Source organism: Psychrobacillus vulpis (assembly GCF_006861825.1).
Classification (GTDB): domain Bacteria; phylum Bacillota; class Bacilli; order Bacillales_A; family Planococcaceae; genus Psychrobacillus; species Psychrobacillus vulpis.
Genome location: NZ_VDGI01000002.1, coordinates 314188 through 328210 on the forward strand (window position 1 = coordinate 314188; position 14023 = coordinate 328210).

General features: G+C 35.0%; 11 protein-coding genes. All 11 read left to right on the top strand.

Annotated elements, in window-relative coordinates:
- Nucleotides 1–37: 37 nt before the first annotated feature.
- On the top strand, nt 38–2539 hold the full coding sequence (locus tag FG384_RS03880) for a phosphodiester glycosidase family protein (protein WP_142641244.1): 2502 nt from the start codon (nt 38–40) through the stop codon (nt 2537–2539).
- Nucleotides 2540–2783: 244 nt separating this feature from the next.
- Nucleotides 2784–3197 (top strand): hypothetical protein, encoded by a 414-nt coding sequence (locus FG384_RS03885; protein WP_142641245.1) that lies wholly within the window; start codon nt 2784–2786, stop codon nt 3195–3197.
- Between the two features lie 240 nt (nt 3198–3437).
- A complete protein-coding gene (locus FG384_RS03890; RefSeq protein ID WP_142641246.1) occupies nt 3438–4502 on the top strand; it encodes a glycosyltransferase family 4 protein in 1065 nt (354 codons plus the stop codon).
- 137 nt (nt 4503–4639) lie between these two features.
- Nucleotides 4640–5755 (top strand): DegT/DnrJ/EryC1/StrS family aminotransferase, encoded by a 1116-nt coding sequence (locus FG384_RS03895; RefSeq protein ID WP_142641247.1) that lies wholly within the window; start codon nt 4640–4642, stop codon nt 5753–5755.
- A gap of 85 nt (nt 5756–5840) precedes the next feature.
- The gene (locus tag FG384_RS03900; RefSeq protein ID WP_142641248.1) at nt 5841–6578 is read left to right on the top strand and encodes a hypothetical protein; all 738 of its coding nucleotides are present in this window, start codon (nt 5841–5843) and stop codon (nt 6576–6578) included.
- Complete coding sequence (locus FG384_RS03905; RefSeq protein WP_142641250.1) at nt 6575–7588, top strand: Gfo/Idh/MocA family protein; 1014 nt, start codon at nt 6575–6577, stop codon at nt 7586–7588. Before FG384_RS03900 ends, FG384_RS03905 begins: the two co-directional genes overlap by 4 nt.
- Before the next feature lie 85 nt (nt 7589–7673).
- Nucleotides 7674–8990 (top strand): nucleotide sugar dehydrogenase, encoded by a 1317-nt coding sequence (locus FG384_RS03910; protein ID WP_142641251.1) that lies wholly within the window; start codon nt 7674–7676, stop codon nt 8988–8990.
- 13 nt (nt 8991–9003) lie between these two features.
- Entirely contained in the window at nt 9004–9735 is a 732-nt protein-coding gene (locus FG384_RS03915) for an acyltransferase (RefSeq protein ID WP_142641253.1), read from the top strand.
- Nucleotides 9736–11151, top strand: a complete 1416-nt coding sequence (locus FG384_RS03920) for a lipopolysaccharide biosynthesis protein (RefSeq protein ID WP_142641254.1) — start codon at nt 9736–9738, stop codon at nt 11149–11151.
- 13 nt (nt 11152–11164) lie between these two features.
- On the top strand, nt 11165–12757 hold the full coding sequence (locus FG384_RS03925) for an asparagine synthase C-terminal domain-containing protein (RefSeq protein WP_142641255.1): 1593 nt from the start codon (nt 11165–11167) through the stop codon (nt 12755–12757).
- On the top strand, nt 12754–13818 hold the full coding sequence (gene wecB / locus FG384_RS03930; RefSeq protein WP_142641256.1) for a non-hydrolyzing UDP-N-acetylglucosamine 2-epimerase: 1065 nt from the start codon (nt 12754–12756) through the stop codon (nt 13816–13818). Before FG384_RS03925 ends, wecB begins: the two co-directional genes overlap by 4 nt.
- Nucleotides 13819–14023 lie beyond the last annotated feature (205 nt).

The window sequence follows — 14023 nt, forward strand, 5'->3', positions numbered from 1 at the left end:
TAGAGGCTCAGGGGAAATAAAGGAGAATACAAATTAGATGAAACAAAAATTGCTCTACCTTTTCGTCATATTTGCAATAGTCACTGGCGCGTTATTTCAACCAAATCAAGTAGAGGCACAAACGACTAAAGTATATTGGGACGGCATTTTAATGGTTCCTGGACAAGTCGGTAAAATAAAAGTAATAAAACCAATAAATTTGTGGAAACGTACATCAAAAGGGTTAGTGTTTGAAAGAGTACTTAAACCAGGTGAACAATATCGAGTGTATCGCTATGATGATTTATACGGTGGTCAATATGGACTTGGTGGTAATATGTACATTACGAAAATGGCTGGATACGTTGAATATAAAACACCATCTAAAGCGAAATTACAAGAACTAGCAAATGCACAAGGGTCAAATCCAGGAGGAAATAATTCGTCACAATTATTTCCGACAGAATCAACGCCAGGTTTGACAATTGGTAAAGTTTTAAGTCAATCAATTACACAAATTGCTCCAGGAGTACGAAAAAAAGTAATTGATATCGATTCCACAAATGGTCCTCAAAAACTATTTACAATCGATTATGACGGTAAAACTGCCAATATTGAGATGAAAACAGAGTTAGCTAAAGATCAAATTATTGGATTAGAAACAACTTCATCTCAAGCGAATAGTGTACCGCAAAATGATTCTTATCATGTTGTCGGAGGAGTAAATGCTGATTATTTTGATAAACAAGGACAACCAATTGACTTAATGATGATTGGTGGATCCATCGTATCAACTCCTCAAACTGCTCTAAATGAATTAGCGGTTCTAGGTATTACAACAAATGGAAAAGCAATTATAGGTGCACCTCAAGTTTCTATGAATTTATCTGTTAATGGTCAACAATCGTATGCTATTAATTCGGTTAATAGAAAGAGATCAGCCAATCATTTAGTACTTTATACGAGAGATTTTGCGCCAACTACGAATACTAATGACCTTGGTACTGAAGTTCGGGTGAAAGTGGAATCAGGAAAGCTAAATGGTGCAGAAACTTTAATAGGAACTGTTGTGGATAACGTAACGGGTGTAGGAAATGCTACGTTAAATAGAGATGAAATCGTTTTATCTGGTCATAATTTTGCTAGCCAATTTCTACAAACTGTACAAGTTGGAGACAAAATCGAAATCAAAACTAGCTTTGCTCCTGCTGAATGGAACGATGTGAAAGAGGCAGTTAGTGGACGATATCATTTAGTGAAAAATGGTACGATTCAAACGATTAATGTTGCGGGCGTTGCTCCTCGTACAGCAGTAGGAGTTAGAAAAGACGGTAGTCTCTTTACTGCAGTAATCGATGGAAGAACTAGCGTTAGTAAGGGTTTGACTTTACAAAATACTGCTAAACTAATGAAAGATTTAGGGGCTAACTATGCTATGACATTTGATGGCGGTGGTTCTTCTACTTTAGTTACTAGAGAACTAGGAAATAACAAGGTGTCTGTTGTTAATCGCCCTTCAGATGGATATGAGCGTTCTGTTTCTAATACATTATTATTTGTAAGTAAATATAAAACAGGTGCATTATACACGATAGCACCGTCATCAAATGTATTAGAATTGTTCCAAGGTGCTACTTATTCGAATGTTTCGGTTCCGGTGAAAGGAATCGATCAATACATGAATCCAGTAGCTGTTTCTGGAAACGGAAAAGTTACCTCTTCTGTACTAGTTTCAAGTGGAGGAAAACAAGTAGTATCAGCTGAACCAGGAACTTATGCAGGAGTAGTAACTTATGATGGGAAAACAACGAATCTCAAAATAAAAGTAACAAATACACTAGATAGTATTGTCCCTTCTGAAAGCTATTTACAAGTCCAAAAGGGTCAGACAATCCAACTTTCAGCAAAAGGGATGAAAAATGGACAAGCCGTTTTAACGGATGCTTCTGCTTTTAGTTGGTCAACGAATGCTGGGACAATTCAACCAAATGGGAAATTTACCGCTCAAAATAAAGATGGTATTGGAACAATTAACGTTAAATACGGTTCTAAATCTATAATTATTCCAGTTATTGTTGGAGATGTTGCTCCTACTATATTAGAATCTTTTAATAAAGGTATATTAAACTATGAAGCTTCTGGAGATAGAGTAAATTCCGTCTCTGTACAGGAAGCGAAGAATGATAGAGACGGTACGAAGGCTATTAAACTAGTATACGATTTTATGAATACAACTGGTACTTCTGGTGCGTATGTAAATGCTAAAACTAGTTTGACAATCAGTGTCCCACCTAAAAAGATTGGTATGTGGGTAAAAGGTGATGGCAAAGGTAACTGGTTAAGATCACAAGTAACGGATTCAACTGGAAAGATAATTCAGCTAGATTTCAGTAAAAATGTCGATTGGACCGATTGGAGATTTGTAGAAACAGTTGTTCCGACTGGCTTGTCGTATCCATTGAAAATGGATCTACCTGTACGATATATGCAAACAGAAAATGCTAAGAAATCTAATGGTGAAATAATCATTGATGATATACAAGCAATTTACAAAGATTAATCTTATTCAACGGAGGGCATCTCCTTAGTGATGAGATGAATACTATTGGAATCGTCCTTAATTAGAGCGTAAAAAGCCTGATGAATAAGGCTAAACTTTCTGCTATTACAATCACTTAGATTAGTAGGATGAAATACGCCTTAGTGTATTTCATCCTTAAGTAAAAAGTAATAGTTGTTGCGAACATTTTTGTTGTGTGATAACGTAATCAGTATGGATTTTTGGTAACTGTGGAGGGAAGTACATGACTTCGGAAGAGAAAAATAAAGGGAATATTCATTCACCTAGTTCTTCAGTAGAAGAATATGCCCCAAAAGTAATAGGATATTATAAACGTCAAGCTTGGGCATTAAAAGTTTTTGATAAAATTGATCAAGACAATGTAGTTTCTGATGGAAAAGATATTATACTTGCTTCTTCTATTATTCAATCAAATAATGAATTATTTTTCCCGGCTTTTATCCGAATTAATACGAAAGAAAAAGGGAAGGTTGTTGGAGCGTATTTAATTATAGAAGAGGATGATAATTTTCAATTATTACCTCTTGAAAAAGCAATGGAAGAAATGCAATTAGATGAGCTACTACCTTTCAAATATCGAACACTTGAACAAATTGACGGAGATGAAGTTCAAGTTAACTGGCCAAATTTTTCATAGGATTGGCAGTTATTTACTAAGTAAAAAGTAATAATTTCTTTGTTGTAAAGAATAAAAAAGGCTGAACTACGCTATAATGAAGCGAAAGTTCAGTCTTTTCTTTATTTATATTAAACTTGGTTACATAGCTATTTTTATAGTATAATCATTACTTGAGGAAACTTTCATGTTGCTAATACGTCTATTGGATGAAGAACAAAAGATTAATGAAATTTAAATAAAAAGACAAGGGTGATATTTTTGGATATAAAATTACTTCTTGCTTTTATCATATCTATGGTAACGGCAATTGCTGTTACTCCACTAGTTATTAAACTGGCACATAAAATAGGAGCTGTCGATAAACCTTCTAAACGAAAGGTTCATCAAAATGTGATGCCTAGATTAGGTGGACTTGCAATTTTTATTGCGGTAACAGTAGGTTATTTCGTAGCAGGATTATATGAAGCAAAAATCACCGGAATAATGGTTGGTGCATTGATTATCATTGTTTTGGGAATAATAGATGATAAGTATGAAATTTCTGCGAAAATAAAATTGTTGGGTCAAATCCTTGCTGCTTGTGCAGTAATGGGGAGTGGTCTAACGATTGAAGTGTTGAATATTCCATTCTTAGGCGTATTCGATCTTGGGATATTTTCATACGTTGTAACGTTATTTTGGATTCTAGCGATTACAAATGCGATTAACCTAATAGATGGTTTGGATGGGCTATCTGCCGGTATCTCATCTATCGTATTTGCAAGTATTGCATTTCTAGCATTTTCAGCAGACAAAATGTTAATACTAACGCTTTCTTTAATATTACTTGGTAGTACACTTGGATTCCTATTTCATAATTTCTACCCCGCGAAAATTTTTATGGGGGATACAGGATCCATGTTTTTAGGATATTCGATTGCGATATTATCACTGTTAGGTTTGTACAAAAGTGTTACATTGTTTAGCTTTGTAGTACCAGTGATGATTTTAGGTGTACCAATATTCGATACTTCGTTTGCGATCATACGTAGACTTGTTAATAGGAAGCCAATATCTGTAGCAGATAAATCGCATTTACATCATAGATTGTTGGCTCTTGGATTATCACATCGAGATACTGTATTAGTAATATATGGTTTTGGTTTGATATTTAGTATATCTGCTATCACTTTTGAAACTTTAACTTTGAGATGGGCAATTTTTATTCTCGTTTTCATCTTGATAGCATTTGAAATTATTGCAGAAAAGATCGGACTCGTAAATGATGAGTATCGTCCTATAATTTCTGTTTTTCGTAAGGTAGTTGGGTATAAGCGCAATTAGCATTAGACTTGGAAAGAATAAAAATGTATTCAAACCAGTCTGACGTATCTACTTAGTTTATTAAATTAAACTATGGGGATTTGTGCTTTTCACATAATAAAAATTAATTAATTCATTGATAGGTTGGTGTAAACGAAATGAAAGTACCTATGTTAGATTTATCCGAGCAATATGCATCTTTAAAAAGTGAAGTATTAGAAGCTTTAGATGGTGTTATGAGTAGTTCACGCTTCATTTTAGGAGATAACGTGAAAAAGCTGGAAGCAGATATTGCTAAGTATAGCAATGTTTCACACGGCATTGGATGTGCAAATGGTAGTGATGCAATTCATATTGCCCTACAAGCTGCGGGGATTGGTGCTGGAGATGAAGTAATTACAACACCATTTACATTTTTTGCAACTGGAGGAGCAATTGTAAGAGCAGGTGCAACACCAGTTTATGCAGATATTGATCCAGTTTCATTTAATTTAGATCCTGAAGAAATTGAAAAACATATAACTGACAAAACGAAAGCTATTATTCCAGTTCATTTGTATGGTCAAATGGCAGATATGGTACGTATTCGTGAAATAGCTAATAAGCATAATTTAATAGTTATTGAAGATGGAGCGCAAGCAATAGGTGCGAAGCAAGGTGAGTATTCAGTAGGACAACTTGGAGATGCAGCTACATATAGCTTCTTCCCTACTAAAAACCTAGGTGCTTATGGTGACGCAGGAATGGTCGTTACAAAAAATGATGATATAGCTGAGAAAAGCAGAGTAATTAGAGTACATGGTAGTAAACCAAAGTATTACCACCATGTATTAGGATACAACAGTCGTTTAGACGAATTACAAGCAGCAGTGTTGAATGTAAAGTTCCCTCATTTAGATTCTTGGAGTGAGTTACGTAGAAAGCATGCGGATTACTACACTAGTTTGTTAAACGAAAAAGTATCTGAATTTGTTAAAACACCTGTTAAAGTAGAAGGTTATCATCATGTGTTCCATCAATATACAATTTTGACAGAGCGTCGTGATGAATTACAATCTTACTTAAATGAAAATGGTGTTGCAACAATGATTTATTACCCACTACCATTGCATCTTCAACCTGTTTTTGAAAGCTTAGGGTATAAAAAAGGGGATTTCCCTAAAGCAGAAAAAGCTGCAAATGAAGCACTTTCTTTACCAATGTTCCCAGAACTAAAAGAAGAACAACAACAATATGTTGTAGAGAAAATTGCTGAATTTTTTGCTAGAAAATAATGAAATGGTCAAATGGTAGAGGGAGACGTAATTATACGTTTCCCTCTACATGCCTGTAATAAGAAGTTTTTGAAGGAGAAGTGTAATGACGGAAAATAAAAATTATCGTTTATATGATTCATTAGAGTTCTTTTGGAAGAAAAAGATTTGGTTTATTATTATTCCATTAGTGCTAGCGTTACTAGGCTATGTAGGATCTATGTTAATCCCTAAAGATGGTGATTACGTAGGGAAAAGTACTATATTTACAGGGTCCGTTAAACTGGAGGCACTAACAAATCCAGATAATATTATGACGAAATACGGTAAGCATTTCACAGGAAAATCAGAAGTATTTGTTCCGACAAGAAGTTATATTAAAACAGAAACTTATGGCAATAATGAAGAAGAAGTGACAAAAGAACTGAATCAATTCAATGACCAGTTATTGGATGCATTAATGGCACAAAGTAATAAGATAATTGAAGGTACGGAAACTTATGCTGTAGCTCAAGATATTCGTGTTAAAAACTTAGAACAAACTATTCCAAGTTATAAAGCTGCTCTGGAAAACACAACGAACTTAGCAGAAGCAAATAATCTCTCTAGTTTATTACTTCAAGCAGAACAAGAATTAACGAATGGAATGGCTACTGTACAACGAGTTCGTAATGATATTCTTGTATTCGAACAACCTGAATTAGCTACTTCGTATGTCGTGAAAACAAAATCTTACGGATTAGAAGCTACAATTGCTGGACTAATTTTCGGGATTTTATTGACTATCTTTATTTTATCTTTATGGAAATATATTTTAGAGGCAAGAGGGAGTAAAAGAGCATGATTCAATTTGCAATTGTAGGTATGGGTTTCATCGCAGATAAACATATAGCTGCTATTCGCAATACAAAAGGCGCAAATTTATTTGCGATTTGTGATACAAACCCGGAGAGATTAGTAATAGATGATGAAACTGTTTTAAAATACACGGATTTAGAAAAAATGCTTACAGAAAACCCACAAATTGATGTCGTTAATATCTGCGTACCGTCAGGTCTACATGCAACATTAACTAAAATTGTGGCGAAGCATAAGAAACATATTATTACAGAGAAACCAATGGCATTACATTCTTCAGATGCAAAAGAAATGATGGAAGTAGCAAAAGAAGAAGGCGTTAAACTTGCTATCGTACATCCGAATAGATATCGTCCAGCAATCATGGAAGTTCGTAAATTGATGGATGCAGGGAAATTCGGTAAATTAAGCCATGCGAATGCAACGGTACGATGGAATAGAGGACAAGAATATTACGACCAAGCACCTTGGAGAGGAACTAAAAAGTTCGATGGTGGTGTATTGATGAATCAAGCAATACATAATTTAGACTTACTTTTATGGTTTATGGGACCAGTGAAATCAGTTCAAGGTATGGTAACAACAAGATTCCGCAAGATCGAAACAGAAGACGTTGCAACTGCCCTCATCGAGTTTGAAAGTGGTGCACTTGGAGTTGTAGAAGCGGTAACAACAATTTACCCTCAAAACTTAGAAGAATCTTTGTCTATTTTCGGTGAAACTGCAAGTGTAAAAATAGGTGGGAAAAATGCATTATTCGTTGAAACATGGGATGTAGAAGGATATGCAGAAGAGGAAGTAGAAGCATTGAAAGCTAACATTCAAAATGATCCTTGGGGTAAAAAAGGACATGACTGTATTATTGAAGATATGGTTTCAGCGATTATTGAAAATCGAGAGCCAGCAGTAAGTGGAATAGATGGTTATAATCCAGTTCGACTAATCGAAGCAATTATCGAATCGTCTGAGACAGGGAAACGCATTTCATTCTCATAAAAGAAAGCTTAAGAAGCCACGGGCTAGTAAGTAACTAAATAGAAAAGTTTATACTTTCTTATCCATAAATAAAGGAGAGACAATCATGTCTACATATTATAATGAATTATTAGCAAAAATTGAAAACCACACTGCAGTAATTGGTGTTGTTGGATTAGGTTATGTTGGATTACCACTTGCGGTAGAAAAAGCAAAAGCAGGTTACACTGTTATTGGTTTTGACGTTCAAGAATCTAAAGTTCAACAAGTAAACGAAGGTATTAACTACATTGGTGACGTAGTAGATAATGATTTAAAAGAAATGGTAGAATCAGGACATTTAAATGCATCTTCTGACTACGGTTCGATTAGTGCGGTGGATGCAGTTGCAATATGCGTTCCAACACCATTAGATATTTATCAACAACCGGATACATCTTACGTAGAAAGCTCTGTAAATGAAATTGCAAAATATGCAAAAAAAGGTACTTTAGTTGTGTTAGAGTCTACAACATACCCAGGTACGACAGAAGAAATTATTAGAAAAGCATTAGAAGATAAAGGATTTACAGTAGGAGAAGATATCTTCATCGCATACTCTCCAGAACGTATCGATCCAGGTAATAAAAGCTTTAATACGAAAAATACACCAAAAGTAGTTGGTGGTATTACAGAAAAATGTACAAATGTTGCAGCTGCACTTTATAGCAGTGTTTTAGATGGTGACGTGCACAAAGTATCAAGCCCGGCAATTGCTGAAATGGAAAAGATTTTTGAAAATACTTTCCGTCATATTAATATCGCACTTGCTAATGAAATGGCTGTTCTATGTGAAAAAATGGGGATTGATGTATGGGAAGTAATCGATGCAGCGAAAACGAAACCATATGGCTTTATGGCATTTTATCCAGGTCCAGGTCTAGGTGGCCACTGTATTCCAATCGATCCATTTTACCTAACATGGAAAGCAAGAGAGTATAACTACCATACGAGATTAATCGAGCTTGCTGGAGAAATTAACAACTCAATGCCTGATTATGTTATTACACGTGCGATGCAAATTTTAAATGACGAAGGTAAAGCACTTCGTAACGCAAAAGTACTTTTACTAGGTGTAGCTTATAAGAAAGACATTGATGATATGCGTGAATCTCCATCATTAAAATTAGTTGAATTACTTCTACATCATGGTGCAGAGTTCAAAACATTTGACCCTCATGTTGATAAATTCAGAGTTAATGGTGAAACACTAGAAACATCTGAACTAACGGATGAATTATTGGATGAAGCTGATATCGTTATCTTGGCAACTGACCATACTGCATTTGACTATGCAAATATCGCTCAAAGATCAAAAGTAATTTTTGATACGCGTAATGCATTTAAAGGTATTGAAACTCCAAATCGTTATATCAAACTATAAGGGGGCTGCAAAAATGAATTTTATACATGAAACTGCTGAATTAGGAGAAAACACTACAGTTGGATATTTTTCAGTAATTGAAGAAGGAGCGAAAATTGGGAACAATGTTCGCATAGGTAATCGTGTAACAATTCATGCGGGTACGATTATTGGTGACGGTACGACGATTGATGATGGAGCAGTAGTTGGTAAACAACCAAAACCTGCAAAAACAAGTACAATGCAGATTACAAAAGAAATTCCTCCACTACAACTTGGAAGAGAATGTACGATTGGAGCAAATACAATTATTTATAGAGGAGCGATTATTGGGGAAAGTACATTAATCGCTGACTTGGCAACAGTGCGTGAAGATGTAGAAGTTGGTTCTTTCGTTATAATTGGTCGAAACGTTACAGTAGAAAACTTTGTAACGATTGGTGACCGCACGAAAATTCAGTCGAACTCTTACATTACTGCACATTCTACTCTAGAAGATCATGTTTTCATTGCACCTTGCGTGACAACGACGAATGATAACTTTATGGGAAGAACTGAAGCTCGTTTTGATAAAATCAAAGGTGCGATAGTAAAAAGAGGAGCTCGTGTTGGAGGAGCTTCTATCATTCTTCCAGGCATTACAGTTGCGGAAGAAACCTTTGTGGCAGCTGGTGCGATTGTAACAAAAGATACAGAGGAAAAAACTGTGATTAAAGGGTTCCCTGCAAAATTCTTGAAAAATGTACCTGAGGAGGAACTTCTTTAAGTGTTTTCTCAGCTAAAACGTTTAGGAGCGGATTCGCTCCTTTACGCATTTATGAATGTAGGAACAAAGCTAATAGCGTTTATATTGTTTCCTTTATATGCCCATTATTTAAATGATACATCGCAAATAGGTTTGCTTCAGCTTGTTGATACCAATGTATCCATGCTGACTTTCTTAGTGATTTTTGGGACTGATTCAGCCCTAGCATATTATTATTTTGAGTATAAAGATAAAGAAACACGCGAAAAGTATGTTCGATCCGTTATGACTTTCCGATTATCGATGGTTATCTTGTTATTCGTCGTATTTTTGATTGGCGGAGATTGGCTTTCTTCAATATTATTAGACTCTAGTGGATACTCTCAATTATTCTACATTGCACTCGGTACACTTTGTCTTGATACTATAGTAACTCTAGTATTAACGATTTTAAGATATGAATTTCATACTAAGAGAGTGGTAGCTACAACTGTTGGAAAGATGCTTTTGATAGCCATTGTTTCCATTATTTTCTTAATGTTCGTTTGGACTTCACTTGAAGGTATACTAGTAGCACGATTAGTAAGTGTAGGAATCATTGTCTTAGTCTTAATAAGACCAGTAAAGGTATACTTACGCCCTTTATTTGATTGGAGTATTTTAAAGAAGATATTAATTTATGCTGCTCCATTGGTTCCTGCATCTTTAGCTTTTTGGATAATCGCAAATGCAAATAATTATTTTTTAACAGCATATGCAACCATATCAGATGTTGGTATTTACGGTACAGCCATTAAATTTGCTACATTCATTACTTTATTGACAAGTGGAATTCAACTAGCTTGGAGACCATTTTCAATGTCTTTAAAAGATAAAGAAAGTAGTCCAAAGTTATTTTCTACTTTGTATGCAGCTTTCTTACTGATAGGTAGTTTTGGAGTTTTACTGTTAGCTACAGCTATGCCATGGATCATTTTGGTTATGCCAGAACAATTTAGAATTGCGTTTCAATATGTAGCACCAATTTCTATCGCTACATTTTTAAGTTTTTATTATATGATTGTCTCAACAGGGATATTTTACACTAAACAGACAAAACATATTTCTATAGCATTTGGAATAGCTGCAATTGTCTCGCTAATATTAAATTTTATATTCGTGCCGATATTTTCTATATGGGGAACAGTTATTTCGTATGTTGGAGCATATTGTTTAGCTTTATTTATCGTGTTCCGCAAAAGCCAGAAGCTTTACTATGTGCCTTTCTCTGGCTTTAAAATGGCATGGACAATTTTTTGGTTAATCGGTGCTACTCTAAGCATCGTCTATATTCAATTACATGATTTAAATTACTGGTTAATATTAGGTGTATGGATTGTCTTTATTATCCTAATTCTACTAGTTCGGATGGATAGGTATTTAGTAAAGAGAAAGTAATGAGGGATAAGACATGGCGAACAATTGTATAACTAACCTTAGGCATAAAGATTTTTATCCTATAAAAGGCGTGGGGTATGAAGGGTTTTTTAGAGGTTATTTTTACTATAAAAATCAATATGTCACCCATGAAAACTTTGCAAATATATATGAAGGAGCAACTCCGGCTGAGGTTGCGGCTTGGAATGGAGAATTTGCCCTCATATTACAAACTAACAATGAGATAGTTTTAGTTACAGATAAGAAAAGATCTATTCCATTATTTTATACGTTGAGTGAATCTAATGCTTGGATTGTACAAGATCACCTTGAACCAAATTCTACTATGTCGATTCGAAAAGATGCAGAAGAAGAACTTTTATTAGCAGGCTTTGTTGCAGGTGAAAAAACATTATTTCAGAATTGGTCTCAACTTGAAGTTGCATCTATTGTTCATTTAAATGAGCGAGCATCCAAGCATTTATATTATTCGTATGTAGTTGAAAAAGAACAAGACTCCATCGACGCTTTTGCAGAGGAACTTGCTCATATTTTAAACGAAGTGTTTGATGACTTAGTAGTGAGACTAGAAGGACGAAAAATTGTCCTTCCTTTAAGTGGTGGATATGATTCTCGTATTATTGCTCTATTATTAAAAGATAGAGGGCTTTCTGACTCTATTGTTACTTTTACGTATGGTAGACCAGGTAATGGAGAAGCAACTGTAAGTAAAGAAATTGCTGATCGTTTAGGATTGAAGTGGAAATACTTTGCTTACGATAAGTCAATGTGGGAAAGCATGTATAAATCAAAACTTTGGAAAGACTATGTAATTTATGCTAGTAATGGAACTTCTGTGGCGCATTTGCAAGACTTCCCAAGCACTAAATTATTAGTAGAAGAAGAAGGATTGAAAAGCGCTGTATTTATACCAGGACATTCTCTAGATTTTTTAGGTGGAAGTCATTTACCGTATGAAGCGATACTTGATAAAGAATTTACGACGAAGGAAGTAGTAGATTTTATTATTCCGAAGCATTTCCGTTTATGGCAGTTAGCAAATGGTCTAAGTCATACAACGAGCGATATCGGTAGATCGGTAACAAAGGATGTATCAGCTTATACAAAATTGACAAATGAACGAGTGACATCGATTATAGACGAATGGAACTGGAAAGAAAGACAAGCTAAATTCATCATAAACTCAGTTCGAGTGTATGAATATTTCGATCAAGATTGGTCGATGCCGTTATGGGACGATCGACTAATCTACTTTTTCAGTAAAATACCAGCGGACTTAAAGTATAAAAAATACTTGTATGATTATACACTGCATAAAATGTATCCGAGCTTTTATCCATTACCACAAAAGCCTGGTCCAGAAAATTCATTGAGAAATAAATATGGTATGTTGTATCCGCTTTTACGGAAAATTTATCGTAAGCGAAAATTGTATCGACAATATTATGATGAACCGATGGAATGGTATGGAATCTATCCAACATATAAACAATATACACAAGCACTTTCCTTTAAAAGAAACGGCAATAAATATGAACATCCATATAATATTAACTCTTTTATTGCGAAAGATATGATTCATATGATGAAGGAGATTACGAAATGAAAGTTCTAACAATATTAGGAGCAAGACCTCAATTTATAAAAGCTGCTGCAGTTTCACGAGTGATTCGTGAAGAAGTAACGGAACTGATCGTCCATACTGGACAGCATTATGATGCGAATATGTCTGATATCTTTTTCGAGGAATTGAATATCCCGAAACCAGATTATCATTTAGGAATCGGTTCAGGAAATCACGGAAAACAAACTGGTGAAATGTTAGCAAAAATCGAAGATATTATTTTAACAGAACAACCGAATTTTGTGCTTGTTTACGGTGATACTAACTCTACGCTAGCAGGTGCACTGGCTGCTGCAAAACTTCATATTCCAATCGTTCATATCGAAGCTGGTCTAAGAAGTTTCAATAAGAAAATGCCGGAAGAAGTAAACCGTATTTTAACGGACCATGTATCAAGCTTACTTCTTTGCCCAACGGAGACAGCTATCCAAAACTTAACAAACGAACATATTACGGATGGCGTTTATAATATTGGAGATGTTATGTATGACGCAGTTTTATACAATAAAACATTAGTGGAATCAACTTCGACTATTTTAGAACGTGAAAACTTAAATGTGAAAGACTATTTATTAATCACGATTCATCGCGCTGAAAACACAGATGATGTAGATCGTATGAAATCTATATTAGATGCATTTAGTCAAATTCCTGACAATAAAGTATGGCCAATCCATCCACGTACGAAGAAAAAGCTAGAGGATTATGGATTCCAGTTGGATCAGATTCCTAATTTACAAGTAATTGAACCAGTAGGTTATTTAGATATGCTTGCTTTAGAGATGAATGCTAAGAAAATTGTTACCGATTCTGGTGGAGTACAAAAAGAAGCGTATTTTGCAGAAGTTCCTTGTGTTACAGTTCGTGACCAAACGGAATGGGTAGAAACACTTATAGAGGATGCAAATATTTTAACTGGAACAGATACGGATAAAATAGTTGAGGCGGTACAGAAGCAAGTTGCTCCTTCTTATACACCTGTATTTGGTGATGGAAAAACAGCTGAAAAAGTATTAGATTTACTAAAGAATTATTTAACTTAATTAAGCAAATGTTTTGCGAGTTCAAACCCCAGCTTAAAAGAGGAACTCTGGCTAGGATCGCAGCGTCCTGCGGTACCGCCTGAGTGACTAACATCCTGTTGGCCAAAGCCTTCGGCGGATGCCACAGATTTTTATCGAGCAACGCGATAAAAATCTGGGCGCAATTATGCCGAGGTGTAATTGATGAAAATAAAGTAGGTGTGAG